The organism is Streptomyces massasporeus (assembly GCF_014648995.1).
GTDB lineage: Bacteria > Actinomycetota > Actinomycetes > Streptomycetales > Streptomycetaceae > Streptomyces > Streptomyces massasporeus.
Window position 1 is genome coordinate 40,001 of the sequence record NZ_BMSE01000033.1, and the last position, 26,363, is coordinate 66,363.

Genomic DNA, 26,363 nt, shown 5'->3' on the forward strand with positions numbered 1-26,363 from the left:
GAGAGCGCGGAGCCCGGGCCGGGCGGGGTCTGCTGCCGTCCGCTCGGGACGCGCGTGCCCGCGCCCGGCCTGACCGGGACCGGCGAGGCGGGTCCGTCGCGAGGGACCGGCAGCCGCTGGATTCACTGAACGGAAGGGCGCCTCGACCGCGCCCCTGGGCCGGTCGCGACGGCGGGCTCAAACCGCCGTTGCTTGTCGCTTCATGTCGACGTAACCGGACACGGCGGCCGCCCTGCGTGACGGGTCGAAGTCCTTGCTCCGGAAGTCCCGGTCGTCTGGAGGGACGACCCGCAGACCCGCGGGCAGGGTGCCGGTGCGCCGGCTCATGTCCCGCGCGACGCCCACCATCAGATCGAACGCCGTCCGGAAGGAAGCTCCCTTGCACTCCCAGAGGGATTCGAAGGCGAACGGGTCACGCAGCCGCTCGGCACGGATGAGCGGACCGGTGTCCACCCCGTTGTCCACGAAGTGCACCGTGGCACCGGCGCACCGCCGGAAGCGTTCCAGGTCGCGCTGGGCAGCGACCTGCTCGGTGGCGTACATGCCGCGGGCGTGCGGCAGCACGGCGGAGTGGCCGTTGACGATCCGGTCGGAAGCCAGCTCGATCCACCACGGCGCCAGCAGGCGGTCAAGGAACACAAAGAAGTAGGGGGCGGGCTCCCGGCGGCACAGCCCTTCGACCCAAATGTGGATATCCGGGGCGTTGAGGTTCTCACCGAGGAAGCCGAGACGCCCCGGCAAGTCCTCGGGCAGCGACGGCACTCCGTACATATGGAGCATGGCCTCATCCGTCTCGCCGAGGTCGTCGTAGAGGCGGCGCAGCTCCTCCCTTTCGCCAGGGGCGAGGGTCCGTTTTCCGGCATGGGCCCGGTGGAAGCGGACACGCTGCCGGTAGAGACCGGCTCGATCAGGGTCGTCGCGCACGTAGACGCCGCCGAACGAAGGCGAGGCGTCGAACTCCTCAAGCCACTGGGACATCAGATAGGTCGCGTGGAAGCTCCCCTCCGACATCAGGACACACGTGGACTCCACGTCGGTTCTCCTTTGTCATTCCTCGTCGGCGAGGCTCAGGGTCGTGGCCGCGAGAAGGTTGATGGCTCGCGCGCAGGACTCCACCGTGGAGTACTCGCGCGGGCTGTGGCTGATGCCGTCGTACTCGCCCCTGGCGAAGACCATGACCGCCGGGCAGACGGCCGCCATCTCCTGGGCGTCGTGCCCCGCGCCGGAGAGGATCGAGCTATGGGTCAGGCCGAGGGCCTCCGCCTCGCGGACGACGATCTTCTGGAGCCGGTCGTCGAAGGCGACCGGCGAGGTCCGTGCCATGCGGCGCGTGGTGATGCGCAGCCCGCCCTGCGTCTCCTGCAGCCGGTCGAGGTAGCGCGCGAGGTGTTCCTCCGCGCGGACCATGCACTCCTCGTCGGGATTGCGCAGGTCGACCGTGAGGTCGGCCCTGGCGGGGACGATGTTGGTATCGCCCGGATGGAGAGTCAGGTGTCCCACGGTGGCCCGGAGGTGACCGTAGTCGCCGCTGTCCACCATGGTGCGAAGGTGACGCACGATCTCGGCGGCGACGAGACCGGCGTCGGTGCGCATCTCGGTGGGGGTGGCCCCGGCATGGGCGGCGCGACCGTAGACGACGATCTCCTGCCACGAGATGCCCTGCGTCCCGGTGACGACCCCGACGTCGGTGCCAGATCGGAAGAGCAGCGGGCCCTGTTCGATGTGGCATTCGACGTAGGCGTACGGCGATGGGTCGAGCCGCACGCCGTGCGGGCCCGCGAAGCCGATCCGAGCCAGCTCGTCCCCGAAAGTGAGGCCGTCCGCGTCCGTCAGGGCGTAGGCCTCCTCCAGCCGGATCCGGCCCGCCGCGACGGCGCTTCCGAGCATGTCGGTGCCGAACCGGACGCCTTCCTCTTCGCTGAAGGCGGCAATCATCAGCGGGCGACGCGTGGTGATGCCGCGTTCGTTCAGCGTACGGACGATCTCCAGGCCTCCCAGGACGCCCAGGCAGCCGTCGAAGGCGCCCGCCGTGGCCACGCTGTCGATGTGGGACCCAATCATGACCGGCGGGGCGTCCGGCACGGTGCCGGCCCGGTGGCCGTAGATGTTCCCCACCGCGTCGACGCGCACGGTGAGGCCGGCCTCCTCCATCCAGGAGACCAGCTTGCGGCGCCCTTCCGCGTCGGCGTCGGTGAGCGCCAGCCGGCGCACACCGCGCAGACCCGTCTGCTCGTCCTCGTACGCGCCGATCTCCGCCAGCTCCATGAGCGACAGCCACAACCGGTCACCGTCGACGGTGACGTGCTCGGGTACGTCACAGGGCATGGTTCTCCTCAGTGCCGGGGGGTCAGGGATTCGGACCGCCCGCGCCGTACGCCCGGCAGCGGGACTTTCCGATCATGTCGGCCGCCCCCGCAGGGACTCCACAAGCACGACGGATCAGTAACGTGCACGGCAGGAACCTGAGTACCACCTGGATGACGCCCGCTTGTTCGCTCCCCCGTCCGATCAAGAGTCGCCTGTCGGTATCCGGTGGCCTCCTTGAGGAGCCTCGGAACATGCCGCGCCGCCACCGGCGCACACCCTGGCGCTACGCTCGCCCTGTGGTGCACGTCACGACTGCAGGGCAGAAGGAGGACTAGTACTGCAACGGTCTTTGCCGTGACTGCTGGCCAGCTCGGTCGTTGGTGTGGTTGTGGGTGGGGACCTTGCTGATGTCAGGTTGTGGGCGGGGGAACTGGGTGCTCTGCATGAGCGGTTCGTGCACCGGTTCAACCGGGAGGAGCCGCGGCAGTCGGCGCTGGCTTACATGCGTGGGCTGATCGCTCCGTTGCAGCGGAAGAACGGCTGGACGCTGGCGGAGGAGGCCGGCCATGCGGGTCCCGACCGTATCCACCGGCTGCTGAACCGGATCGAGTGGGATGCCGAGGAGGTCCTTGACGACGTACGCGACTACGTCGTGGAACACCTCGCAGACCGCGAGGCCGTCCTGATCGTCGACGACACCGGGTTTTTGAAGAAGGGCGTCCGTTCGGCCGGGGTGCAACGGCAGTACTCCGGCACCGCGGGCCGCACCGAGAACTGCCAGATCGGTGTGTTCCTCGCCTACGCCACCAGCCGCGGACGCACGCTGATCGACCGGCGGCTGTATCTGCCCACCTCCTGGACGGACGACTGGGACCGCTGCCGCCGGGCCGGCATCGACGACACCGTGGGCTTCGAGACGAAGGTGGCCATGGCCAAGGCGATGGTCCGCCGGGCCATCGCCGACAAGATCCCGTTCGGCTGGGTCACGGCGGACGCCGCCTATGGCTACAGCAAGGGCTGGCGGTTCGAGCTGGAACAGGCGGACGTCTTCCACGTCATGGCCACCACCCGGCACGACACCGTCGTCACCCGCTGGTCCATCGACCACCCCGTCCACGACCTGTTTCCCGGCCTGCCGCGGCAGAAATGGAAACGCCGTTCCTGCGGCGAAGGAGCCCATGGCCGGCGGATCTTCGACTGGGCCCGCATCGAGGTGCGGCCCTGGCACCGCGAGGACCGCCGTCACTGGGTCCTCGCCCGCCGCAGCGTCAGCAGGCCCGAGGAGATCTCCTACTACATCGCCTACTGCCCCGCCGGCACCACACTGGACGAGCTCATCCGCATAGCAGGCAGCCGCTGGGCGGTTGAGGAATGCTTCCAGACCGCCAAGCAGGAGTGCGGCCTGGATGACTACCAGGTCCGCCGCTATCCCGGCTGGCACCGCCATATGACCCTCGCCATGGCCGCTCACGCATGTCTGACCGTCCTGCGGGCCCGACAGCTGGACACGGACAAAGCAGAAACGGATCCTCCCAGCTCATCCACCTCAGCCTCGCCGAGATACGACGGCTGATCACCCGTCTCACCGACCGCCGTCCCACACCCGTCGAGCACATCCTGCACTGGTCGACCTGGCGCCGCCGACGACAACACCAGGCCCGCGTCAGTCACTACAAACGACGTGGGCGCAGCCCCTGACCTGGCCATCAGTCACGGCAAGCACCGTTGCAGTACTAGACCCACCGGGCCAGGAACCAGCCCGAACTAGCCACCGAAACCCGCAGGTTCTTCCACCGCCGACAACGCCAACCTCACATCGCGCGCGGATACTTCGGCGGCCGAAACGTCCGATATGCCATCGACGGGTGAACTCCATGAGTTGCTGATCAATAGCATTGGGGTCGCCGGTTAGCCCAACCGGCGATCCCGCCCCTCGTTGGTGTTCCACCCGCCACTCTCTGCCTTTATTTCAAAGGCACGACTTGCCTTTAGAAGAAGTGCTTGCGTCCACCGACCGCGCGACCCGTCGCACCCAGGATCCACAGGATGGCGCCAACCAGAATGAGGATGCCACCGATCGTCGTTAGCAGGCCCATGCCGACGAGCAGGCCGATAAGCAGCAGAATAAGCCCAAGAATAATCATCTCAAAACCCCATCGTTGATTCCGGCTCAAGCACGTGTGCATTTAAGCTTCACAAGGACATGAGTTCGTCCCTTGGTTGGTAGATCCCGACCGACTGGGAAGGCCGGGCCCTCGGTGCGATAGTCCTTGTGCCCGGCGCCTCGGGGTTCACGCACACCTTCGAGGCTTCGTTCTCGGCGTGATCGGCGCTCCGCTCGCCGACCTGGCCCTCGGCAAGGTCGCCCGCCGGCACGCAGGATCGGCTTCCGGCCTCTTCAACACCGGAACTCAGCTCGGCATCGCGCTGGGAACCGGCCTGACCACCCTGGTCCTCTTCACCTACATCAGCGCCGGCACCCGCGGCCCCGCCGTGAACACTGCCTTTCCACCGGGCCGCCTCGCCCTGCGCATCAACGACGGCGCGTTCTCCGCGATGGACCTCACCGTCCGCCACCCGCGCACCGGCGAGCTGCTGTCCACCGTGAAGTTCATGGTGCAGACTCTCGCCGCCGACGAACTCCAGCGTGAACTCCGGGGCGAGCTGACCTGCGGCGGACTGCGGGCCGCCGAGGCCAACGGCAGCAAGGGCGGCCGACGTGCGCGCTGGTGCTGCCGTGGCTCAGGTCGATGTGCGAGCCGTCGGTGTGGCCCTTCTTACGGGTGCGCGGGGAGCCCGGGGCGCAGTCCGTGCGGAGGACCCGCGGTGGTCACCGCTCATTCGGAGGGAAGGCCTAACAGGTCGGCATGGTGCCTGTTCATGTGCTCCCTCAATTCCGCGGGAAGGCAGGAGACCAGGGCCTCCACGATCGAGCGGGCGTGCGACCCTAGCCGGTCGCGGTCCCGGTCAACTAGGTCGCACAGCAGGGGCCCCAGGCGCCGACCCACGGTGACGTCCGGCCCGGCGGTGTCAAGTCCGGCGGCGACGCGCGCGTACAACAGCCTGACTTCCTCGTCCGGTAGTGCCGATTCGGCGTCCAGCCACAGCCGCAGCAAGTCGTGCACGACGGAGGTCGCGGGGCGGCCCCCGCCACCGTTGAAGGTGGTCACCAGCGGCCCCAGCGACTCCAGCAGCGGCTGAGCGGCCTGGAGCAGCACGCCCTCGGTCGACCCGGCCGCGAGACGGGCTTTGTGCCACATGTCGTCCCAGTAGGCGACGTGCCAGGTCACGTGCCCTGCCTCGCGCGGCGTCACCCGGTACATCCAGTGCGCGTCGACGACTTCTGGGCGTGCGGTGTCGTCCTCCTGCCGCAGGCGGATGTGGAGGTCCCGGCCCGCGGCGTCCCTGACGTGCCTGATGTTCAGGGCCAGGGCGAAGTCCGCCCACTCCGCTTCCGGCAGCGAGGCGCGCCACAGCAGTGTGTGGGCGTGCCAGGCCTCACCGGGGTCGTCCTCGGCGGGGAACAGGGTTGCCGCCGTCGTCTCGCCGGTCAGCAGGACGACCAGTATGACGAGGTTCGCGCTGTAGATGCCGTGCCGTGAGGAGACACGCATGCGGCGCGGGCTGTACGTCGGGTACGACCGCTTGTCCCTGCGCTCCTCCCGGCCCCGCTCCCAGTGCACCCGTACCACCAGGTCGGCGATCCGCTCCCGCTCCTCCGCCGAGAGCCGCGCGACGCACGCGCGCGCGAATCTCAGCATCTGCCGTGAGAACAGGGGCGCGAACGACACCAGGGCGAAGAGGAGGTCGTCGTCCAGGGGCTCCGCGCTCCGCAGCAGTGCGGGCCGATGGCCAAGGAGCCGTACCAGTTGCTGGACTGCCAGGCGCACGGCGAGGTACTCGCCGAACGTGGCGTGCAGGAACTCATAGCTGGACAGCCGCTCCCCGTCCCGGATGGACTGGGCCCGCTGGACGAAAAAGAACCGGCCGAGCGCGGCATCTGCCTGGTCCAGCGGCTTGCGGAAGCTGTCCGACCGCTCCTCGGACTGTCCGTAGATGGCTCCAAGGTCGTCCTCCAGTTCCTTGCTGGACACCCATTGGCGCCTACGGTTAAGCATGGAGAAGGCCACGATCGACAGCCGCTGCAACTCGCTCTCGACGCGCTCGTCGATCTGGCTGTCCCACAAGCCGTCCCCGGCGCTCTTGCGCACCTCTCGCCGCGCGAACGAGATCAGCAAAGCCTCGTAGAGTTCGGCTTCGTCCAGGGGACGGCCATCCTCGCCTTGGAAGTCGTTTCCGGCGCCATGGAAGAGAGCGAGCATGGTCAGCAGCAGGGGCTGTTCGGCCAGTCTGCGGTGCGGTGCCAGCAACTCCCAGCTCAGGGTGGACAGTCCACGGGAGACGAGGCTGCGGGCGTTGCGGTTGTTCCACTGCTGGATCCACACCCGGATCTGGTCCGGCTGGAAGGGTTCGAGCCGGAGGGCAACCGTGCCAGGCGGATGCTGGGCCCGGTCCGCGACCGCGATCCGGCTAGTCACCAACGCCAATACGGGCCTGCCCTGCTCGCGCTCCCTCTCCTGAAAGCGCGCGACGCGTGTGAGGAAGTCGCTCTGCCGCACACCGGTGGTCTGCAGGAGTTCATCGAAGCCGTCCAGCAACAGGACGGGGACCGCCGTGCCGGCAGAACGGACCAATTCCGGCCAGCCGACCCGCTCCCCCGTCGCGTCGCGCACGGCCTGCTCCAATTGGTCCTGGAGGTCGTGGTCGGCCCGCACGTCGCGCAGCGCCACCCGGACCGGCAGGAAGCCCGTGGCGGGCAGCCGCGCCGCGAGGATCATGGTGAGAACGGACTTGCCCGCGCCCGGCTGCCCGAGCACCAGCAGCGGAACGTCCCAGAGACCCGGTGAGGTGAGGGCACCGGCCAGGTAGTCCGTCAGGTCGCTGCGCACCGGAACCCTGGCCCACCACTCCTCGTCGGCAGGGTTGTCGTGGTCGCCGACCGCGCGCACCCTGAAATCGGGGTCCAGGTAGACCTCGTCCAGGGTGGGCATGCTCATACCTTCGGAAGGCGAGTCGGCGGCGAGGATGCGGCGGCCGAGCGCCGCCTGGTGGGCGCGTGCCAGTGCCCGCGCCGCATGCTCCGGGGGGTGACTCAGAGCAGCGGAGGACGCCAGGGCCTGTTCCAGTTGCGCGAGCGCCCGGCGCAGCTCGGCCCTCGTCGCCTGGTGCTCCAGCTGACCGGTCCAGTAGAGGAACTCCGGAGCATCCTGGATCAGTTGTCGGTACAGCTCCTCGTACCGCTCCACCGCACGACGCGGCAGGGTCCGGTGCACGGTGTCCGTGGCTGCCTGCCTTTCACGGCTTGGCAGCCGGGCCCACAGGTCGAGTCCCTCCAGGAAGTGCGTGAGTGCGTGTTTCTGATCCCCGAATCTGAGTAGCCTTGGGTTTTACGCTGGCGCGGTGTCCAGGGGTACCGGGCAGGGCGGAGAGAGGATCTGCCGGGCTTGTGGTGACCGGCTGAGGCTGGGCGCGCGGCCTGACGCCTTGTTCTGTTCTGCGGCGTGTCGTGCCAGGCAGTGGCGTACGGGCCGGCGGTTGCGCAAGCGTACGGCTGCCGCGCTGAGCGGTGCGGGCGAGGTGGAGTGTCCCGAGTGCGGGGCTCGGTGGGTGGCTGGCGTTGACCGGAGGTCGAACGCCGTCTTCTGCTCGCGCCGATGTGTGGTGAGAGCTTGGAGGCGCCGGAAGGAAACGTTCGGCGAACGGGCACAGTGACCGCATCCCGAACGCATCCTGCGTCCAACTTCGTTCAGAGCACGGTCACTTGCGGACGTTCGTTGTGATCTGTGTATTTACGGTCTGACTCTCGGTGCTGAGCGGGCCGTGTCCACGTCACGGACATCAGCTCCGTGCTGCGGCCCGCATGGGTGGTGAAACCCATGACGGAGGAGATCGACAAGGTCGGAAGCGTCAGCCAGTCCCGTTACGAGCAGATCGTGTCCGAGCTGCGGGACGTGGTGGAAGCGCAGACGCGCGGGCAGTTCACGATCGGGGACCGCGCCCTGGAGATCGAGCCGATGAGGGAGCCGGGCGGCCACCACGCGGTGGACCCCGAGTGGTCGGTGACCACGACGCTCACGCGGCTGGCCGAGGACATCGGCCTGAAGTTCAGCACGGTGAAGTCGGCGAGGTGGACATCCTCACGCTGGCCGGCCGATCGCCGGCAGAAGGGCGTCTCCTACACCGTTCACCGGATCCTGGCCTACATCGAGAACGACGAGGAACGATTCGCCGCGATCCTCACACCGCCTGGGGGCAAGGCCAGGTGGACGCCGGACGACGCCAGCCGACGGGTCGGCAACCGGGTCGAGACACCGGTGACGCCGAAGGAGAAGATCACCGCGATCCACACGCTGGCTCAGGACGAGCAGGTCGCCGCGGCGGTGACCAGCGACTTCCTGAAGCGGCCTGAAGTAACGGCCAAGGTGACCACGGTGGACAAGGCCCGAGTGGTGGAGGAGTTCACCCGTGACGAGCACGTGGCCACCACGGCGGCCACGAACCTGCTCCGCAGGCCGGACGTTGCATTCAAGGCGATGAGCGACGACACCGCCCGCTTCCAGGTCAACCATGCCCAGGCCGAGCGGTCCCGGCAAGCCCGCGACCACTTCGAGGACACCAGCCCCGTCGCACCGGCGGTGAGGAAGATCGACCGGACGGTGGAGTTTCTCGACCTGGTCACCGCCTGCCACTCGTTCGTCGCCGCGGCCGGCCGGACCGTCCCGGGCCTGCGCGACCGCACCCTGAGCGAGGACGAGGCCACGATTGTGCACCAGAACGTCGCCAAGGTACGGGCGACGCTGGACTGGATCGAGACCGCCGTCGACACCGGCAAGGTCGACATGGACGACGCGCTCGCCCGCATGCTGCGGAGCGAGTAGCCATGCCCCGCGCCTCACGGCGCCGGGGCGAGGCCGCCCAGCGGCATGCGGACACTCTGCGGTTCGTGCTGTTCGAGGCCAGACCCGCAGGGCTGCTGTTCCCTCAGCTGACCCGCGCGAGTGGGCTGTCCCCCAGCCAGGTCCGGTCGGGGCTGGCCGCCCTGCGCGACATCATCGCCGAAATCGGCTGGCCACCGCTGATTTGGACCAGGGCCGACGGCTACCAGCTCGGTGCGGAACGCGCCGCGCTGGAGGCATACGAACGGGCCGTACTCACCGAGAAGCTGACCGAGTTCCGCCGGTTCATCACCGGCACGGTCGCCCCGCACGCCGCCGCCCACCCGGGCGACAAGTGGGTCAAGCACGTCATCGCCCAGCTCAACTCCATCGAATCCACCCTCGATCTCGTCGTCTCAGCCTGACACCCGGGGGCGCCCGGCCTCATGCCGGGCGCCTTCTCCCCATCTGGCCTGGAGGGAAGCCGCCGCCATGCGTCAGAGTCGCTATCCCTCCGACACCACCAGTGCGGAATGGGCTCTGATCGAACCCCTGTTGCCGGAGCCGGCCTGCGAAACCAGCCGCGGCGGCCGACCGGAGAAGCATCCACGGCGGGAGATCGTCGATGCGATCCGGTACGTGGTCGACACAGGCTGCAAATGGCGGGCCCTGCCTGCAGATTTCCCTCCATGGAGGACGGTTTGGGGGTTCATGGCCCGCTGGGCCGCAGCCGGGGTGATCGGACAAATACGCGACCACCTGTCCGGCCGGATCCGCCGCGAGATGGGCAGAGGCCCCCGAGCGGTCGCCACCGTGATCGACTCCCAGAGCGTCAGGGCCGCCGAGACCGTGTCCAAGGCCACCCGTGGCTACGACGCGGGCAAGAAAATCAACGGTCGCAAGCGCCACCTGGTCGTCGACACCCGCGGCCTGCCCCTCATGGTCATGGTCACCCCCGCCGACCTCCACGACGCCGCCGCCGCAAAAGAAGTCCTCTTCCGCCTCCGCCTGATGCACCCCGAGATCACCATCGTCTGGGCCGACTCCGCCTACGCCGGCAAGCTCGTCGACTGGGCGAAACAGCACCTCAACCTCACCATCAAGCCGGTCAGCCGCCCCAAAGACGCCTCCGGCTTCGTCGTGCTGCCCCGCCGCTGGGTCGTCGAGAGGTCGCTCGCCTGGATGATGCACGCCCGCCGCCACGCGAGAGACTACGAACGGCTCATCCAACACTCCGAAACCCTGATCACCTGGGCCGCCATCACCCTCATGACCAGGCGCCTCGCACGGAAAGGCGCAACCCCCAGCTGGCCGAGGAAACCGGCGCCGACCAGCTGATCACCCACCCCGTCTACGCGCAGCCGGGCTGCTCGGACAACCATTGCGTTGCCGCGTCCAGGACGGGATCTTTGCTTCCTCCGCGCCCGAGGTTGTCGACGACTGGCTGGTCAGGCGGTATGGGGCTGTCGTACGCGCGCCCCGTGCGGTCGGCGTCCTTCACCTCTGTCAGGTTGAGGATCGCCCCGTCGGACAGTCGATGCTCTGCGTTGCCGGTGGGGACGCCGGTGGTGTCCTCGCCGAAGGAGCGCGTATAAGGGCGCCCGCGGAAGGCCACGGTCACGGCCTCCCCGGAACTGGCAGTGGAACGGCTGGTGAGCACCGCAACAGGGGCCGATCCGTCACCTACGGGAGGACTTGTTCCCCAGCCGGTGGAATCATCGTCCAGACGAGGGCTGCCCTTCGCAATGGACCACACCGTCTTCTTGCCGTCCGCATCGACGAATGATCCGACATCGCCGTCACCAAGGATCGGTCCCACGACGGCAAGCATCGGCCACATGTTGCCACCGAGGTTGCGGCGCAGGTCGATCACCCAGCCGCAGGCGTTCGGACGATTAGCCTTCGCCACCGCGTTTCGCCCCTCCCGCACGTACTGCTGATAGACCTTCTCAGATCCCTGGACGCCTGGGAGCGACAGATACCCCATGCGGCCGGCTAGCGCCCGCCCTTCCACAGGGTTGCGGATCTGCTCGTCCCCGTGCAGCTTTTTCGTCCTCTTTGGATCGTAGAAGCCGCTGTGCCCGTCTCCCAACCTGCCCAGGGCGGCCTCAATGGCTCGATATGTATCGCTAGGACGCTGCGCGTTGCCGGCTTCGGTGAAGGCTGTTCGCCGTACCTCATCCCAGTCGACATCGTCGCGGCGAAGTGCCTTGTCCTCCATGAGGTCCAACGCGGTGGACAGGTAGGACCGGGCCTTGTCAGACATTGCCGGGCCAGGGGGCGACGCCTCCCCTCCCGAGCACCCGGCCCCGACAGCGAGTACACACACCAACCCAGCAGTCCTTAAATGCAGCAAACGCCCCCGAACCATGTGCCCTCCCAGTCAGCCAAACCAGTTGATCTATTAGTGACCCTAACTTCCGATGATCAACGCACGGCCGACCCCGGTTCAGAAACACGCACTTAGCGTGCGGCCATGGAACGCACCCCGATGCCCGAGCCGCTGCGCCAGGCAGTCCACCAGCTCGTCTCCGAGGCCGTCATGAACTGCCAGGACGTGCTGCGCTACACCGAGCCCGACGTGGCACACGACTGGAAGCGGATGACGCTGATCCGGGCTACGGACGCCTCCGACACGCTGGACATGGCCGCCATGGTGATCGCCGCGTACTGTCAGCGCACCGGCATGGCCATGGACACCCTCGCGTCGTACCTCCAGACCCGGCAGCAGCGCAGCCGGGCGGCCGGCCCGCGGGATGCCGACCGGCATGAAGTGGCCGGGATGCTCGGCGGTCCGCTTCCCCTCGACGACGACGAGGCGCGGCTGCGGTTCTCGTGGGGCCAGGGGTATGCGGAAGGAGGGCTGATGGCTGAGGCCGATGAGCAGCGGCTGTTCACCGTGGCCTGCTTGCACGGGTTGCGCGCTCGCCTGTGTGATGACGTCGAGGCCCTGGACGACTATCTGCCCCCGCACGTCGCGAAGCTGGCTCGGAAGGTCGCCGAGGTGTTGGAGGTGCCGCAGCCGGCCACCGCATGACATCGGACGCGCGCTGTCGTTGGGCAGCACGACTCCATATGCCAGGCACCGGGGCGACTTCTCCCCCCGGTGCCCGGTGTGCCCGTGCGCGGCTGTGGTTGCCCTCGTAGCCTGGTGTTGCTCGGGGTAGCAGCGGAGGTCTGTCATGCCCCGAACCGTGTGGTCTGGTGCCATCAGTTTTGGTCTCGTGACCGTGCCGATCAATGTTCAGAGCGCCACCGAGGACCACTCGATCCGCTTCCACCAGTACCACCTGGAGGACATGGGCCGGGTGCGGGTCAGGAAGTTCTGTGAGGTCGAGGACCGTGAGGTCCGCACCGACGAGATCGGCAAGGGCTACCAGCTCACCAAGGAGCAGGTCATCCCGATCAGCGAGGACGAGCTGCGCGACCTGCCGCTGCCGACCGCGAAGGCGATCGAGATCGAAGCGTTCGTCCCGCTTGAGTCCGTGGATCCGATCCGTATCGGCGAGGGCTACTACCTCCAGCCGTCCGGGCAGGTCGCGGCCAAGCCGTACAAGCTCCTGCGTATGGCCCTGGCCCGGTCGTCGAAGGTGGCCGTCGCCAAGTACGCCTGGAGCGGTCGCGAGCGCCTGGGCCTGCTGCGGGTACGCGACGACGTGATCGTGCTGCACGCCATGCGTTGGCCCGATGAGATCAGATCCCCGGAGGAGTTGCTGCCCCCGCCTGTGGAGCTGACGGACGAGGAGATCGAGGGCGCCCTGGCGCTCATGGAGAGCATGACCCGCGACGACCTGGAAGGCGAGGAATTCCACGACGCCTACACCGAGGCCGTCGAGCAGATCATCGAGGCCAAGCGCGAGCACCGCGAGCCACCCAAGCTTCAGGAGCCCGAGCAGAAGGCGGGCCAGGTGGTGGACCTGATGGCCGCCCTGAGCGAGTCCGTGGAGAAAGCCAGGGCCTCCCGCGGCGAAGACGCCGAGGTCCATGAGCTGCCGAAGAAGACCGCGAAGAAGCAGCCGGCCAAGAAGACCACCGCGAAGAAGACCACGAAGAAGGCCGCGGCCAGGAAGACGTCCGGGCGCCGGCCGCGCAGCGCTTAAGTGGTAACACCATGGGCATCGAGCTGGTGTACGACAAAGGGCTACTCCGTGAGATCGGCGGTGTGGCGATCTCCTACGGTCGGCGGGAGTGGATGGACACCACACCGCGGGCCCTGGGGCCATGGCCGCTCGAGTATCAGCGGTTCAGTGCGACTCTGCGGGCTGTGGGCGACGTCGAGATCACATACCGTCGGTGGTCCAGCCTGCCGCGCTCCGTAGGGCAATGGGACTGTGAGCACCGCAAGGCTCGTCTGGAGCGCGTCGGGCCGTATCAACTGAGCTACGACCGAACGGGTCGCGTCTGCACCGTCGGACCGATCCAGATCTTCTACGATCGAGGCGACTGGAACCCCGTTGGTGCGCAGCTGCCGAGCACCGACGAGTCGCTGTCAGACGAGCTGCTCCTCGTGCTGTTTCTGGTGCTGTTCTGGCAGAAGCAGGCGTGGGACGCGTACTACCAAGCCCACCGCTGATGAACGCACCAGTCCCGCCGCGAATGGATCCAGCGACCACGAAGAAGGCCGCGACCTAAAGACGTCCGGGAGCTTACCGCGCAGCGCCTAGATCTCGATGCCCAACGCCGTGTCCGGCCTGCACTTCGTACACGCTGGCACCTGCTGGCGCAGTGCCTCGATCGCCTGCGCCCTGGTCGCCGGCTTTGCCCGTTTGCCCGGGTCCCAGCACTCCCCCGTGTGTACGGCGACGATGTTGGTGCGGTCCAGGCCGCGCTCGATCAGCCACTCGGGGGCCGGCGGGCGCCGGGCTTCGCCGACGCGCCGCTCGGCCTCGCGGCGTTCTTCGTCAGCGATCCATCTGCGGGTGCGGGACAGGTCGCGCTCCTGCACGCGCTCCAGGAAGCGGAGCAGCGCGAGTCGCGACGACTCTGTATCGTCCATGCGTTCGATTCTATGATCGGGACGCCGCACAGCCCACCCCGCCCCCTGGAGCACGCATGCATCACGAGGAGGCCGCCCGAAACCTGGGCGTCGACCCGGCCTCCCTCGCCTCTGCCCCGGCCGCGCCCCGTTTCGCCACGACCTGGGAGCGAATGCAGCAGGAGCCGCCCTGCTCCGCCTGCGGCCGGCCATCCCGCACCAGCGGCGTGCTCCAGACCCGGACCACGGGCACCGCTGGCTGGACCGGTGCCGGCAGTGCTTCCTGGAGACGCCCCCGGCGCTGCCTGTCCCGCCGGGGCGGTTCCTCCACGAGCTGCGCGAGGTGGTGGCCGACGCGGGGCTGTCGCTGCGCACCTACACCGACGAGAACGGATCGGAAGGTGGGTGACGTGGACGACGATCGGTTCATCCTCATCCTGAAGGCGGGCGGGAAGCCACTCGATGGCCCTCGCCCCCGCCCCCTTGGCCTGTCCTACACACACAACGACGAGGCCTGACGAGGTGACCGCCGGCCGTGTAAACCCCGGCGAGTAGCCGCCCTCTCCACCACTACTCCGTGCCGACGCGTGCGTCGATCACGATGTCGGGTACTGCTGGTCCGTCGGCCGCCGAGAGGTCGACGCCATCGATCGCTGCGGCAGCCGCGTCGTAGGCCCGCTGGTACAGCGCACGCTCGCCCGGCGTGCCGGCGGCCATAGGCAGGGTGCCCCACAGGGTTCGCTCCATGAACTGCGCAAGCTGAGGTCCCGTAAGGGAGACGCGAATCATCTCCTTGTCGGAAGTGCCCTCCTTGGCCTCCCCGGGGAACTGCATCGTGCTGAACTGGCTTCGGGCCTGGATCCGTAGGAACCGCCACGTAAGGGCTGTACACAGCAGGTCGACCTGGGCCACACCAGCGGCCTTCTCTAGGCGGGTGCGGTGCTTCTTCGACCACTTCAGCGGGATGTTACGTAAGCCCATGTCGGTTCCTCCCCTGACTGCCCAACGGTGGGACTCGCAGGTACTACCCAGCCCTCGCCCTCCCCGCACCTGTCCAGGAACCGGTGCCGGGCATGACGACGACTCCCGCCGAGTGGCGGACGCCGACAGTTCGCTGGAAGCCTTCCCCGCCACCCCGGAGCTGGCGGAGATCGTGCGCTTCAGCACGCGTTCGACGGGGGGAGGCAGCAGAGGCTGCCGGATGGACCGGTGGCGTGTGGGGAGAGGGGGCAGGTATGCCGGAGAAGAGCGTGTGGGACCACTGTTCCGTTGGTCCCCACGGCCGGTAGAGGCATCGATCGATAGCCGCTGTCGACCCGCCCTTCGGATCACTGTCACAACTCGGGCACACCGCTTCCACATCCCCAACCCATCAGCGCATGATGCCCTCCCGTACACAAACCAGGGGGACCCCATGCTCTTCAACCGAGACCCGGAGAAAGCCGCCCAGAAGGCCGAACAGAAGGCGCAGCGGAAGCAGCAGCGCCAAGAGGCCGCCGCCGAACGGGCAGCACAGCGGGACGCCGTGAAGGCGTGGCGGGACGCGCACCCGGCGGAGAAGACGCTCAACATGGCGGCGATGCTGAAAATGTGGCCGTCGTCCACCATGGGCGTCACCGCGCTCGGCCCGGTCAAGGGCGGATCGGCGGAGTTCGTGAACGCCGGCGCGCACAAGGCGTGGACGGCGACCCGTCTCGTTGCCGGTGTCGCCACGATGGGTGCGTCCGCGGCCGCCACCGGGAGGAAGAACAAGGGCGCCGCGGTCATCAACGTCGTCTTCGGCAACGGGGCGGCACAGACGTACACGGTGAAGCCGGAGCCCGCCTATCTGAAGGCGGCGAACCAGTACGTGACGGCGTTCAACGCGCTCGCCGCGCAGCTGGCGGAGGAGGACGACACCGCGGGAGAAACGTCCGGCTGACACCGCGCGAGGCCGGCCGTGGGGACCAGCGGAGCCAGCCAGTAACGCTTAGCCGGTCTCCGCAGGTGGCGGCGCCTCGACCGCGTCTCTCAGAACGGTTTCGCAGAACTCGCCGGTTCTGAGAGGGGTTCTGCGAGAACCGACCTGGGCAGACGTGCTTGGCAATGACCAGGAAGAACCGTTCTCACAACCGGTCGTATCTGCGAGACCCACAAGCGGAACTGTCGCTACCGTGAACCACTGTTCCGTTGATCCCCACAGCCGAGCTACCGGGCGGGTCGTCGTTCGTTCGGCGGCCGGCTCCGAGGGTGCGGCGGCCGCGGGGGGGCCATGGCCGGGTTGGTTCCGAGTACTCCTCGCTCGCGCAGCTGGGCGAGGTCGGGGAGGCGGACGCCGGGCAGAGCGTCGAGTAGGTCGGCCTGGGATGCGCGGATGCTGTGCGCGTCGTTCGGGCCGGAGCCGAGAGTGCGGCGGGTCGTCACAAGGTCATCGTATGGGCGGTGCTACCGCTCGTGGCTCAGCTCAGGCCCGTCGCTCCTCTGCAGCTCGGTGGCCTGCCATCTGCCCCACTGCCTCCAGCCCAGTCTCACCGGACGACCGACGCAGTGAGCACCGGTCCAGCGCCTCAACCACAGCCGGTGTGGTGGCGGTGAGAAGGCCGGCATGGAACGACGGCCCGGTCGCGACGACCACCAGCCCGATTCGCCACTACCTGCACCGCGGAGACCGGGTGACCTCCTGCGCTGTCGCAGTTGCCCGAACCGAGAGCGGCCCGGCCTACCGCACATGCGGCGAGGCGGGGAGCCTGTGGCGGATCGTTCGGGGTGGGCAGGTGCCCCAGACCTGCCTAAGGCGGGTCCGGTAGATCGCAGCCGCAGTCGGCACTGAAGGCTGCCGGGTGACCATGCCATTCCCGGCCGGTCCGGCAGTGCGCAGCGTGGAAGGCATTCGGGCATGAGGTGGTCCTTGCCCGAGCCGATGCTCACCGTGGCCGTCGACAGCCCTGCCCTGCCCGCCGGATACGCGGCGGAACCGAAGTGGGATGGCTACCGTGCGCAGCTCGCCGTGCATGCCGGCGGGCGGGTGCTGCTGCGCTCCCGTCAGGGCACGGACATGACCGGCTCGTTCCCGGAGATCCGGGCCGCCGCCCTCGCGCAGCTGCCCTCGGACACCGGCCTCGACGGCGAGCTGGTGGTGTGGGAGTCCGAGCGGCTCGCGTTTGAGCGGCTGCAACAGCGCCTGGCCCGCCGCGGCAAGGGGGCGCGCGAGGCCGCGGGCCAGTGGCCAGCCCACTACGTCGTCTTCGACCTGGTCCACGTCGGCGGCACCGACCTGTCCGGCTGGACCTACCGGCGGCGGCGCGCAGCGCTTGAAACGCTGTTCGCTGAGCACGGCGTGGCCGCGCCGCTGACGCTGTGTCCGTCGACCACCGATCCGGCCGTGGCGGCGCGGTGGCTGACGTGGACGTCGGCAGGGCTGGAGGGCCTGGTCTTCAAACGGCTCGATGAGCCCTACCTGCCCCTACGGTCGTGGCGGAAGTACAAGGTGCGGGTCACCACGGAGGCCATCGTGGGCGCGGTCACCGGCTCGCTGGCCGCGCCCCGGACGGTCCTGCTGGGCCGCTACGACCGAGCCGGGCGCCTGCGGTACACGGGCCGCAGCACCACGCTGTCCGAGGCCGTCGGCCGCGCCCTCGCGCAGCTGCTCACCCCGCCCCCGGACGCACACCCCTGGGAGGGGTGGATGTTCAGCGCGGGGTGGGGAACGCAGCGCGCCCTGGACGTGCACTTGGTCCAACCCGACGTCGTGATGGAAGTGGCCGTCGATGTCGCCCGAGACGCGGCCGGGCGGTGGCAACACCCCACTCGCGCGCATCGCGTCCGCGCGGACATCGACGTAACTCAGGTGCCGGCCTTCGGCGAGTGACCGCGCGCGGAGAAGGTCGCTAATCCTCTGCCGCAGTGTCTGAGTTCCTATCTGGGCAGATCGGGCACCGCCTCTGCCCCTGAGCAATGTCGGAAAGCCGAATGCGTTGCACCCCATCACAGGCTAGGCAGCGGACGGTCCATGGCACGGTGAAGCCGCGGTAGGCCTCAGCCGGGTGAAGGCCAGCCGCCCGCAGCAGCTGCGCTGCTCGCTCGGGTGTGAGGCGTTGGGCTGCGTCTTCGGCGAACTGCGCCTCCAGTTGAGCCATGGACTGCTGGGCCGCAGCTGCATCCGCACGGTGGTTCCGCCGTGCTCGTGCTGCGGCTTGTTCCCAGAGGTAGCGCTGTGGCAGTGGCACTTCGCAACCGATCAGGAACGCATGGAGGCTGCCCCTTGAGGTCGGCACTGATCTTCGGCGAAGGATGCGGTGGAGAGTGGACGTGGACAGTGGAGTGCATTCGGCTGGGCGCTGACGGGCACGCTTGTGCATGAGCCGGATGGTGGGACCACCGCGCGTCGCGTGCAGGGCCACCAAGGCGGCGCTCAGATCCGCCAAGCTGTGCACCAGATGCGGAGGGAAGCCCGTAGGAAGGGGCTCGCCGCGAGCGGCTCGCTGCTTCTCTCGGTAGGCCGCCTCCCACAGACGATCGACGTGATCGATGTCGATACCACAGGCGTGAGCGTAGGACCGCGCTACTTCGCGCCGAGGCAGGCGTTGCCCGGACGCCGCGCGCTGGAACGTCGTGGAACTGTAGTCTCCGCTCCCGCTCGCGAGCTCCCTATAGGTCACGCCCTTGCTGTCCCGACCGTCCCTGAGGCATTTGGCCAATGCGGCCAGCTCCCCTCTACCGTCGAGGAGGGGCTTCTCTGGTCGTGCCACGGTGCTGGCCCGGTTCAGCGCTGACTGGACGGGGCCAGCAGAGCGCGTACCGCACGGCTGAGACCGCGCAGCGGGCTGGCGCCGGCCACCATGATGAGGGCCACCGCGATCAGCCCTGCCCAGGACAGGAGCTTCAGAATCTCGGCAACCGGCATTCCTGTGAGCGCGAGAATCCCAGCGAGTACGAGGACGGTCACGATGACGGCGGCTTCACCGCCGCCCATCTGCCTGGAGATGTGAGTAGAACCGGTACGGTCGACGCACGCAAGGTGGCGCTCAGACACGGGAGTGCTCCGTTGGTCTCGGGACGTCCAGCGGCGCATGCCACAGGGCGTCGGATACTGCTCCTGGCTCAAGTACGCGTTATCCTCAGCGCAGTTGGCCCTGCCCTGAGTGCACAGCATCGTGCCACCCCGGCCGCTCTCCTCGCGTCGATCATGGGAATTGATGCGCGCCTGTACCGGTGTCTGATAACAGCCACGACAGTTCCATCCCGCGCATTTTTGGGATGGAACGAATTGCATCAACGGCTGATCAGGTACTTGTCCCGCGCAGGCGCACGGCGCCAAGAACGCGCCCCCTCGCAGGAGGCAACTGCATCTCAGTTTGTCTCACAAATTCTTGTTCCAAGGCGGTCCACCTGCCACGATGCACACGCGCCGCGTTGGCGTGCTCCCCGTGACTGCTCCTGGCTCAACAGGCCGAACAGGGAGAACTGGCACGATCACGTTGGCCCGTGAGACTGCCCCAGAGAGTCGGCACCGCTTCGGCGGGCCGACTCTTCGTGGTTTTGCCCGGACATGACCTGGTAGGCGACCCGACGATTCCCGCTTTTGACTTTGCCGCACAGCTGCCGGCTCAGTCCTCGATCAGCTCCCGGAAGAGCGGGCAGTCAACGGCGCCGTGCTATGCGAGCACGGGGCCGGTACCGGCGGGACCGGCGCAGCCCCAGCTGTCAGCCTCGTGCTGGTCACGGCGCTTGAGACGGACCGGCGGGTGAGCGGTCAAGTAGCTTGGCGAAGAAGTCGGCGAGCAGGGGCTGGGCGCGGTCACGGTCGCGGAGTTCGTCGTGACCAAACCGGAAGACCTCGTATCCGCTGAACTTCAGGTCGCGGTCGCCGGCCATGGTCGCGGCGTACTTCGTGCTGTCGGGCTCGGTTCCTTCGTTGCGGGTGTAGTGCTGCATGCCGTCGACCTCCAGGACCACGCGCCGGTTTCCCGGGAGCAGCATGAGGAAGTCCATCCGCAGATTCTGCATGGCGTGGGCGCCGCGTTCGCGAAGGGTTTTGGGGTCCCAGTGGAGCCAGATCTCCGGCAGGAGGGCGGGGACGTCGTTCAAGTGGTCCCGGTGGGCGTGGTGGTAGTGCCAGAACAGGTTCTTCTGTCCTGGGGATCTTGGGGGCAGTGAAGCCTCCATGCGGCTGTACAGGGACCGCGGCGCCTGCTCCTGATCAGTGATACCCCGGGTTTCCTGCCACCAGGACAGGAGGTGCCGCCAGAGCAGTCCCTGCTTGCCGATGGGGCGGTCGTAGACCAGCACCTCGTCGGCGTGTTCGGCGACTTCGATGTCGTTGTCGAGGGCACTGGTGAACCGGATGTCGGGCTTGCCCAAGGTGGCGAAGATGAGGTTGCGCGGTCGGCGTGCGGTGCCGCGGCCGTGCTCGACGAGTTGGAAGTGGGGGTAGCCGTCTGTCTCTCCCTGCTGGCTCAGCTGGGCGCCCGTGGGGTTCAGGTGCGTGTTGGCCAGTTCGACGAAGCGGCGCTGCGCCGGCTCGTCGGGTAGGACAGCGGAGGAGGCAAGACCTTCGAGGAAGTGGCCGAAGCGGGGGTGCGGTGCTTCGAAGGCGCCGAGCTCCTCGAAGAGTTGCTCGGTCGTCCAGTCGTCCGGGAACCGGATCACGTGGCGCTCGATCTGGTTGCGCAGGCTGTTGGTAGTGGTGGTCCATCCGCTGAGTGGGTCGTTGTCCAGGTGCCACAGTCGGCCCAGCAAGGCCATGAAGCGGTCCGGGTAGGCGAGGTGGTCGGACAGATCGAAGTCTCTGGCCAGCTCGCGCCTGGTCCGGCTCGGGATCTGCACGTAGTGGCGACCGAGCCACAGAACATCCTGCAGCGCCATTCGTTCGGTCTGGGCCAGCTCCTCCTGCTCAAGAACCGCCTCGGCAACATCCGGCAGGCGGTCGTCGGGGCAGGCTTTCAGGCTGGCTACCAGGCGCTCGTGCTTGGTGTTGCCCTCGCTGGGCGAGGGAAGGCCCAGGCGCTCGCACAATGCCTGGAGCTCCTTGTGCCCGTAGCGCGTGTACAGCGTGAGGAGCACGTTGTCGATCAGGCTCCGCAACCGCGCCACGTCCATCTGTTCCCCCACCCCACAATGATGAGCGACGCCCGGACGCGATTCCACCCTGTCCGTTCCTTGCCCAGCAGCGAAATTCACAGTGCACTCGCGCACCGCGCCTCTACCTTGATTCGCATGTCACATGAAGCGATCCACGAGCACCTGCTGATATCGGCCCGAAAGTGGGCGCGCACGGCTGTCGACGCGTACCTGGAAGAGCCAACCGACCAGGACTTCGCCGTGCATCACATGGCAGTCGCTGTGGAACACGCGTCCAAGGCATACCTGGCGTCCATCGCCCCGGTGCTGCTCGCATCGGAGAAGCAGCCGAGCGTGGACGACCTCTTGGTCCTGAGCGGGAACGAAGACAAGACGAAGAAGGGCCGCGCCGGGCTCAAGACCATCGGCGGCGAGGGCGCCATCCTCAGAGCAGCCCAGCTCCTCGGCCCCGAGCACAAGGCGCCTGCCAAGCTCAAAGAACTGAGGGAGTCCCGCAACGGCATCACCCACATGGGGTGGGGTCAGCCCGTGACCGAGTGTCGCGAGCTTCTGGCCGCTGGCATCGAGCACATCAACGCGCTGCTGAAAGCCTTGTCGACACAGCCCGATGGCTTCTGGGGCACGCACCTCGAAGCCTGCACCGCGCTGGTGGCCCAGGCCACGAGCGAGATGGAAATCCGGTACCAGGCGAAACTCCGGCAGGCCCGCGAGCGGTTCGCCGAGACCACCCGGCGCCTGTCCGAAGCCGAGATCGCCGAACTCGTCAGCAGTCTCTCCGCGCTGCCGACAGCAGCTTCGTGGCCTCTGGCCGTGCCCACGGAATGCCCCGCATGCAGGCATACCGGTTTCGCGAGCGGCCGGGACAAGTCGGGGGATTACGGGGACGTCTGGTTCCTGCCCCGACACTTCGGCTGCCGCTTGTGCGGGCTCACACTCACTCAGCGACAGCGAAGAGCCCGACCCTGACTGGGAACCCGACTTCGAAACGTACTGAGGAATCAGACGAATGCCCCTCCGCTGACCCTGCCCCCGTGTCGCGGGACTGCGGACGCTGCACACCGGTCAACGAGACACGCGCCGCGATCGAACAGTCGTGTCATTCAGGTCGTATCATGCGGGCAGGGCGCTCGCTGGTGGTCGCCCAGAACAGGAAACGACGATGACGACTCCCGCACCGCCGGTCACGGAGCCCGATCCCTCTGCCCTGATCTGCTCCGGCGACCTAGTGACCTGAGTCGGAGATTCGTCGGCAGTAGGCGACTACTTTGTCGAGGATCTCGTCGGCGGTCTTCGTCCAGATGAACGGCCTGGGGTGTTCGTTCCAGTCGGCGAGCCAGCTGCGGATGTCCCGTTCCAGGGCCTGGACGGAGCGGTGGACGCCTCGCTTGAGCTTCTTCTGCGTGAGCTCGGCGAACCACCGCTCCACCAGGTTCAGCCATGACGAACTCGTCGGTGTGAAGTGGAGACGGAAGCGCGGGTGCGCCAGCAGCCACTGCTTGACGGCGGGCGTCTTGTGGGTGACGTAGTTGTCCAGGATCAGATGGACATCGAGGTCGGCGGGGACTTCCTTGTCGAGCTTGGCCAGGAACTTCTTGAACTCGACGGCCCGGTGGCGCCGGTGCAGGGAGCCGATCACCTTGCCGGTGGCGACTTCCAGTGCGGCGAACAGGGTGGTGGTGCCTGCGCGGACGTAGTCGTGGCTGCGGCGTTCGGGAACGCCGGGAACCATCGGCAGCACGGGCTGGGACCGGTCGAGGGCCTGGATCTGAGACTTCTCGTCCACGCAGAGGACCAGAGCCTTCTCCGGCGGGTCGAGATACAGGCCCACCACGTCGCGGACCTTGTCGATGAACAGCGGGTCCGTGGACAGCTTGAACGTCTGCGACCGGTGAGGCGCCAGTGCGAACGCCCGCCAGATCCGGGAGATCGCGGACTGCGACATGCCCGTGGCCGCGGCCATCGACCTGGTCGACCAGTGGGTCGCGTTCTTCGGCTTCTCCTCCAGCGTCTTGACGATGACCCGCTCGACGTCCGCGTCGGTGATCTTCCGCGGGACACCGGGCCGCGGTTCGTCGGACAGGCCGTCCAGGCCCCGTTCGAGGAAACGCCGCCGCCAGGTGCGGACCGTGTCCGGAGTGACCCGCAGCCGGCGTGACACTTCCATGATCGAGTGCCCGTCGGCGCACTCCAGCACGATCCGCGACCGCTGGGCCAGCGCCTGAGCCGTCGTGCGGCGACGCACCCAGCCCTCCAGAACGGCCCGCTGGGCATCGGTCACCGACAACGGCGGAATCTTCGGACCCGGACGACTCATACCGAACCAACGACGAATCTCCGACTCAGGTCACTAGGCCGTGTCTGCCAATTCGGCTGTCTGGTCAGCGGTCTACCCAGCCCGGTACCCACACGTCGTGCGGGGCTCGCAGGCCTGCGGTGCGCAGATGCTCGCGTAGCGCGGTCAGCACGGGGTGCTGGTCTCCGCTGCGGCACAGCAGCATGTGCGGGTAGACCGGGGTCGGGTCACGCAACGGGATACGCCGTAGGTCGTGGGTCTGTGTCCACAGGTACCGGTCCCCGCTGCCGACCAGGGTGGCCAGCGAGGCCGAGTCGGCCAGTGCGTCCATCAGGGCCTCGTCCCCGAAGTTGGGGCCGAGCGCATCGATGCTAAGGCCGAAGGTCTCGGACAGCGCCTGGTAGAACGCCGCCCACTCCGTGCCCGGCCTGATCCCGGGGATCCAGATGCGGTGGCCGGCCAGGTCCGCAGGACTGACCCAGGGCGCGTCAGCCAGCGGGTGGCCGGGTCCGACCAGGAGCTCCAGGGGTGCGTCCAGGAGTCGTTCGGCGCTGATCCCGGCCGGGACCTGATCTGCCGGCAGGGCACGGAAGGACGCGTCGACGGTCCCTGAGAGCACCGCTTGGGCGGCCTGGGCGGCGTTCTCCTTGCTCAGCGTGACCGCGTCGAGGTTCATCTCTGGGTGGGAGCGGTAAAACCGGTAGACGGCCTGGGCCGGGGAGATGCGCCGATTGAGGACATCGACGCGCAAGGGACGGCTTCCGGGGCGCACGGCCTGTTCAGCATGCGCGATGGCCGTCAGGACCTTCTTGGCGTGCGGCAGGAAGACCTGCCCGTCCAGGCTCAGCCGAGAGCCTCGGGAGGTCCGCACCAGCAGCGTGACCTCGATGTGCCGCTCCAGGGCCGCGATCCGCTTGGAGACCGCCTGCTGGCTGACCCCCAACTCGTCGGCCGCAGCCTGGAACTGGCCGGTCTCAGCGACGGCCACGAACGTCCGCAGCGTCTCGACATCCACGCTTCCACTTTACTCCCACAACCTTTGGTTGTGTCTGGTCTGGTCAGGGTTGTTTGATCGACTGTTCTGCGCGGTGGTGAGATCAGCGCATGTCTACCCGCACAGAGCAGGTCATGTATGTCCAAACGCCTGAGTTCACGCGTCACGTGGAGCGGGTCGTGGAGGTAACCGATGCAACGTCTCGACTGAACGTGCTTCCGTTCAGCGACAGCGAAGGCCGCGCGGAACTACTTTCTGTTGTGTTCGGTGGCCCGCTGCCGGAATCGGTGATGATCTACCCGCCGTTCTTTACCGAACATGGGCTGAGCACGACGTTCGGGGAGAACGTCTTCGTCAACCAGGGATGCACCTTCATGGACAAGGGAGGCATCCGTATCGGGAACGGCGTCATGATCGCCCCGAAGGTCAGCCTCATCACCGGAGGCCATCCGCTGCCCCTGGCCGAGCGCCGCGAGTACCTCTCCTTCGCCCCGATCGACATCGAGGACGACGTCTGGATCGGGACGGCTGCTGTGATCACGCAGGGGGTGACAATCGGTGCCGGTGCGGTGGTCGCTGCCGGTGCGGTCGTCACTCGTGATGTCCCTGCCGGCACCGTGGTCGCGGGAGTGCCTGCCCGGGTGATCAAGAAGGTCGACTGAGCCCGGCCGGGCTGCTGGCCCGGGTGCGCAGCACCTCGGCAGTCTGATCCTGATGCCTCGTCACGCCCGGCTTACCGACCAGCAGTGGGAGCGCATCCAACCTCTGCTGCCCTCCAGTACCGGTCGTCGTGGCAGGCCGTGGGCCGATCACCGCCGCATTGTGGAGGCGATCGTCTACCGGTACCGCACCGGCATCCCTTGGCGAGACCTTCCAGCCGTGTTCGGATCCTGGAAGACCGTGTGGGCCCGCCACCGCCGTTGGGCCGCCGACGGAACCTGGGACCGCGTGCTCGGCGTCCTGCTCGCCCGCGCGGACGACGACGGGCTGATCGACTGGCGGGTGGCGGTGGACTCCACCATCACCCGGGCCCACCAGCACGCCACCAACACGCACCGTCCCAAGAAGTGCCTGGCCGCAGCCCAAGGGCAGGGCCTTGACGCCCACCGAGAGCCCGCCGGGCACGCGATCGGCCGTTCCCGCGGCGGACTGACCACGAAGATCCACCACGCCGTGGACGGTCAAGGCCGACCGCTGGCCGTCATCGTGACGCCCGGGCAGGCGCACGACGGCCAGTCCCTGCCGTTACTGCTGGGCGACCTGCGAGTCCCCAGGACCGGAGCAGGCCGCCCCCGCACGACCCCGACCATGCTGCTAGGGGACAAGGCCTACTCCTCCCGCGCGATCCGAGCGGTTCTCAAGGCCCGCGGGATCACCGCGGTCATCCCTGAACGGCGTGACCAGCAGGAGCACCGTCGACGCCGCGGTTCAGCAGGCGGGCGTCCGTCGAAGTTCGATTCGGTGGCCTACAAGAACCGCAACGTGGTCGAACGGTCCTTCGCCCTGCTCAAGCGGTGGCGGGGCCTGGCTACGAGGTTCGACAAGCTCGCGATCGGCTACCGCTCGGCCGCAGTTCTCGCCGCAGTGCTGGCCTGGATTCGCATTTAACGGACAGGCCTTAGTAGTGCTTCGTTCGGGTGGTAGCTCTCACTGCTGAGGCAGGCACTGCGGCCTCGACGGAAGTTTCCGCCGAGGCCGCGTCGCAGTCGTCTAGGTTCGCCGTCGCCCCGCCAACCAGGTCAAGCTGCCGATGATCACAAGGGCGATACCCTCGATGATCAGGACGCGGGCAACGCTGTA

23 protein-coding genes and 1 pseudogene are annotated in these 26,363 nt (G+C 67.8%); 12 read left to right on the forward strand and 12 right to left on the reverse strand.

Annotation, left to right across the window (positions count from 1 at the left end):
* Window positions 1–177: 177 nt before the first annotated feature.
* Together IE153_RS39580 and IE153_RS39585 are read right to left on the reverse strand one after the other, a co-directional pair.
* Window positions 178–1,032: a formyltransferase family protein gene (locus IE153_RS39580; RefSeq protein WP_189594518.1), complete on the reverse strand. Its 855-nt coding sequence runs from the start codon at window positions 1,030–1,032 to the stop codon at window positions 178–180.
* Between the two features lie 15 nt (window positions 1,033–1,047).
* Window positions 1,048–2,325: a M20 family metallo-hydrolase gene (locus IE153_RS39585; protein WP_189594519.1), complete on the reverse strand. Its 1,278-nt coding sequence runs from the start codon at window positions 2,323–2,325 to the stop codon at window positions 1,048–1,050.
* A gap of 370 nt (window positions 2,326–2,695) precedes the next feature.
* Between IE153_RS39585 and IE153_RS39590 the strand changes: the two genes are divergently transcribed.
* Window positions 2,696–3,880, forward strand: a complete 1,185-nt coding sequence (locus IE153_RS39590; protein ID WP_189594520.1) for an IS701 family transposase — start codon at window positions 2,696–2,698, stop codon at window positions 3,878–3,880.
* Window positions 3,881–4,295: 415 nt separating this feature from the next.
* On the opposite strand, the gene IE153_RS39595 is transcribed toward IE153_RS39590, so the two are convergent.
* Window positions 4,296–4,451 carry a hypothetical protein gene (locus IE153_RS39595; RefSeq protein WP_189594521.1) on the reverse strand — a complete coding sequence of 52 codons (156 nt, stop codon included), beginning with the start codon at window positions 4,449–4,451 and terminating at the stop codon, window positions 4,296–4,298.
* Window positions 4,452–5,144: 693 nt separating this feature from the next.
* Window positions 5,145–7,703 (reverse strand): NACHT domain-containing protein, encoded by a 2,559-nt coding sequence (locus IE153_RS39600; RefSeq protein WP_438817986.1) that lies wholly within the window; start codon window positions 7,701–7,703, stop codon window positions 5,145–5,147.
* Between the two features lie 540 nt (window positions 7,704–8,243).
* Here IE153_RS39600 and IE153_RS39605 point away from each other — a divergent pair.
* From IE153_RS39605 to IE153_RS39615, 3 genes and pseudogenes are all read left to right on the forward strand, one after another.
* A complete protein-coding gene (locus IE153_RS39605; RefSeq protein ID WP_189594523.1) occupies window positions 8,244–9,245 on the forward strand; it encodes a DUF6192 family protein in 1,002 nt (333 codons plus the stop codon).
* Between the two features lie 2 nt (window positions 9,246–9,247).
* Window positions 9,248–9,667 carry a RacP protein gene (locus tag IE153_RS39610; protein ID WP_189594524.1) on the forward strand — a complete coding sequence of 140 codons (420 nt, stop codon included), beginning with the start codon at window positions 9,248–9,250 and terminating at the stop codon, window positions 9,665–9,667.
* A 67-nt stretch (window positions 9,668–9,734) separates the two neighbouring features.
* A pseudogene (locus IE153_RS39615) lies at window positions 9,735–10,623 on the forward strand (IS5 family transposase); the annotation flags it as partial.
* Here IE153_RS39615 and IE153_RS39620 read toward each other — a convergent pair.
* Window positions 10,594–11,508 carry a S41 family peptidase gene (locus IE153_RS39620; protein ID WP_189594526.1) on the reverse strand — a complete coding sequence of 305 codons (915 nt, stop codon included), beginning with the start codon at window positions 11,506–11,508 and terminating at the stop codon, window positions 10,594–10,596. The pseudogene IE153_RS39615 and the gene IE153_RS39620 overlap by 30 nt on opposite strands.
* Window positions 11,509–11,718: 210 nt before the next feature.
* On the opposite strand from IE153_RS39620, the gene IE153_RS39625 reads away from it, so the two are divergent.
* The 3 genes from IE153_RS39625 to IE153_RS39635 all read left to right on the forward strand — a co-directional run bounded on the left by IE153_RS39625 (window position 11,719) and on the right by IE153_RS39635 (window position 13,815).
* Window positions 11,719–12,279, forward strand: coding sequence for a hypothetical protein (locus tag IE153_RS39625; RefSeq protein WP_229829405.1), 561 nt, complete (start codon window positions 11,719–11,721; stop codon window positions 12,277–12,279).
* 145 nt (window positions 12,280–12,424) lie between these two features.
* Window positions 12,425–13,342, forward strand: a complete 918-nt coding sequence (gene ku / locus IE153_RS39630) for a non-homologous end joining protein Ku (protein ID WP_189594527.1) — start codon at window positions 12,425–12,427, stop codon at window positions 13,340–13,342.
* A gap of 11 nt (window positions 13,343–13,353) precedes the next feature.
* Window positions 13,354–13,815, forward strand: coding sequence for a hypothetical protein (locus tag IE153_RS39635; RefSeq protein ID WP_189594528.1), 462 nt, complete (start codon window positions 13,354–13,356; stop codon window positions 13,813–13,815).
* An 87-nt stretch (window positions 13,816–13,902) separates the two neighbouring features.
* Here the strand turns inward: IE153_RS39635 and IE153_RS39640 are convergent, their stop codons facing one another.
* Window positions 13,903–14,238, reverse strand: a complete 336-nt coding sequence (locus tag IE153_RS39640) for a DUF6233 domain-containing protein (protein WP_189594529.1) — start codon at window positions 14,236–14,238, stop codon at window positions 13,903–13,905.
* A gap of 549 nt (window positions 14,239–14,787) precedes the next feature.
* Complete coding sequence (locus tag IE153_RS39645) at window positions 14,788–15,198, reverse strand: hypothetical protein (protein ID WP_189594530.1); 411 nt, start codon at window positions 15,196–15,198, stop codon at window positions 14,788–14,790.
* Between the two features lie 433 nt (window positions 15,199–15,631).
* Between IE153_RS39645 and IE153_RS39650 the strand changes: the two genes are divergently transcribed.
* Both IE153_RS39650 and IE153_RS39655 read left to right on the forward strand, forming a co-directional pair.
* Entirely contained in the window at window positions 15,632–16,138 is a 507-nt protein-coding gene (locus tag IE153_RS39650) for a hypothetical protein (RefSeq protein ID WP_189594531.1), read from the forward strand.
* Between the two features lie 954 nt (window positions 16,139–17,092).
* Entirely contained in the window at window positions 17,093–18,064 is a 972-nt protein-coding gene (locus IE153_RS39655) for an ATP-dependent DNA ligase (RefSeq protein ID WP_189594532.1), read from the forward strand.
* 19 nt (window positions 18,065–18,083) lie between these two features.
* On the opposite strand, the gene IE153_RS42835 is transcribed toward IE153_RS39655, so the two are convergent.
* The 3 genes from IE153_RS42835 to IE153_RS39670 form a co-directional block, all read right to left on the reverse strand.
* Window positions 18,084–18,944, reverse strand: a complete 861-nt coding sequence (locus tag IE153_RS42835) for a helix-turn-helix domain-containing protein (RefSeq protein WP_368858391.1) — start codon at window positions 18,942–18,944, stop codon at window positions 18,084–18,086.
* Window positions 18,945–18,958: 14 nt separating this feature from the next.
* Complete coding sequence (locus tag IE153_RS39665) at window positions 18,959–19,228, reverse strand: hypothetical protein (RefSeq protein ID WP_189594534.1); 270 nt, start codon at window positions 19,226–19,228, stop codon at window positions 18,959–18,961.
* Window positions 19,229–19,914: 686 nt separating this feature from the next.
* Window positions 19,915–21,306, reverse strand: a complete 1,392-nt coding sequence (locus tag IE153_RS39670; RefSeq protein ID WP_189594535.1) for an AbiJ-related protein — start codon at window positions 21,304–21,306, stop codon at window positions 19,915–19,917.
* Window positions 21,307–21,411: 105 nt separating this feature from the next.
* Between IE153_RS39670 and IE153_RS39675 the strand changes: the two genes are divergently transcribed.
* Window positions 21,412–22,242 (forward strand): hypothetical protein, encoded by an 831-nt coding sequence (locus tag IE153_RS39675; RefSeq protein WP_189594536.1) that lies wholly within the window; start codon window positions 21,412–21,414, stop codon window positions 22,240–22,242.
* A gap of 256 nt (window positions 22,243–22,498) precedes the next feature.
* Here the strand turns inward: IE153_RS39675 and IE153_RS39680 are convergent, their stop codons facing one another.
* Together IE153_RS39680 and IE153_RS39685 are read right to left on the reverse strand one after the other, a co-directional pair.
* Window positions 22,499–23,590, reverse strand: a complete 1,092-nt coding sequence (locus IE153_RS39680; RefSeq protein ID WP_189594537.1) for an IS630 family transposase — start codon at window positions 23,588–23,590, stop codon at window positions 22,499–22,501.
* Between the two features lie 64 nt (window positions 23,591–23,654).
* Complete coding sequence (locus IE153_RS39685; protein WP_189594538.1) at window positions 23,655–24,584, reverse strand: LysR family transcriptional regulator; 930 nt, start codon at window positions 24,582–24,584, stop codon at window positions 23,655–23,657.
* 113 nt (window positions 24,585–24,697) lie between these two features.
* On the opposite strand from IE153_RS39685, the gene IE153_RS39690 reads away from it, so the two are divergent.
* Together IE153_RS39690 and IE153_RS39695 are read left to right on the forward strand one after the other, a co-directional pair.
* Entirely contained in the window at window positions 24,698–25,225 is a 528-nt protein-coding gene (locus IE153_RS39690; RefSeq protein WP_189594542.1) for a DapH/DapD/GlmU-related protein, read from the forward strand.
* Window positions 25,226–25,277: 52 nt separating this feature from the next.
* A complete protein-coding gene (locus IE153_RS39695; RefSeq protein WP_189594539.1) occupies window positions 25,278–26,171 on the forward strand; it encodes an IS5 family transposase in 894 nt (297 codons plus the stop codon).
* Window positions 26,172–26,363: the final 192 nt, after the last annotated feature.

What these genes read in the sequence shown, in the direction of transcription:
- IE153_RS39625 (WP_229829405.1), top strand. Translation starts at nt 11,719, where the DNA reads ATGGAACGCACCCCGATGCCCGAGCCGCTGCGCCAGGCAGTCCACCAG.
- IE153_RS39605 (WP_189594523.1), top strand. Translation starts at nt 8,244, where the DNA reads ATGACGGAGGAGATCGACAAGGTCGGAAGCGTCAGCCAGTCCCGTTAC.
- IE153_RS39635 (WP_189594528.1), top strand. Translation starts at nt 13,354, where the DNA reads ATGGGCATCGAGCTGGTGTACGACAAAGGGCTACTCCGTGAGATCGGC.
- IE153_RS39585 (WP_189594519.1), bottom strand. Translation starts at nt 2,325, where the DNA reads ATGCCCTGTGACGTACCCGAGCACGTCACCGTCGACGGTGACCGGTTG.
- IE153_RS39675 (WP_189594536.1), top strand. Translation starts at nt 21,412, where the DNA reads ATGTCACATGAAGCGATCCACGAGCACCTGCTGATATCGGCCCGAAAG.
- IE153_RS39690 (WP_189594542.1), top strand. Translation starts at nt 24,698, where the DNA reads ATGTATGTCCAAACGCCTGAGTTCACGCGTCACGTGGAGCGGGTCGTG.
- IE153_RS39650 (WP_189594531.1), top strand. Translation starts at nt 15,632, where the DNA reads ATGCTCTTCAACCGAGACCCGGAGAAAGCCGCCCAGAAGGCCGAACAG.
- IE153_RS39595 (WP_189594521.1), bottom strand. Translation starts at nt 4,451, where the DNA reads ATGATTATTCTTGGGCTTATTCTGCTGCTTATCGGCCTGCTCGTCGGC.
- ku (WP_189594527.1), top strand. Translation starts at nt 12,425, where the DNA reads ATGCCCCGAACCGTGTGGTCTGGTGCCATCAGTTTTGGTCTCGTGACC.
- IE153_RS39695 (WP_189594539.1), top strand. Translation starts at nt 25,278, where the DNA reads ATGCCTCGTCACGCCCGGCTTACCGACCAGCAGTGGGAGCGCATCCAA.
- IE153_RS39620 (WP_189594526.1), bottom strand. Translation starts at nt 11,508, where the DNA reads ATGTCTGACAAGGCCCGGTCCTACCTGTCCACCGCGTTGGACCTCATG.
- IE153_RS39655 (WP_189594532.1), top strand. Translation starts at nt 17,093, where the DNA reads ATGAGGTGGTCCTTGCCCGAGCCGATGCTCACCGTGGCCGTCGACAGC.
- IE153_RS39645 (WP_189594530.1), bottom strand. Translation starts at nt 15,198, where the DNA reads ATGGGCTTACGTAACATCCCGCTGAAGTGGTCGAAGAAGCACCGCACC.
- IE153_RS39680 (WP_189594537.1), bottom strand. Translation starts at nt 23,590, where the DNA reads ATGAGTCGTCCGGGTCCGAAGATTCCGCCGTTGTCGGTGACCGATGCC.
- IE153_RS39640 (WP_189594529.1), bottom strand. Translation starts at nt 14,238, where the DNA reads ATGGACGATACAGAGTCGTCGCGACTCGCGCTGCTCCGCTTCCTGGAG.
- IE153_RS39610 (WP_189594524.1), top strand. Translation starts at nt 9,248, where the DNA reads ATGCCCCGCGCCTCACGGCGCCGGGGCGAGGCCGCCCAGCGGCATGCG.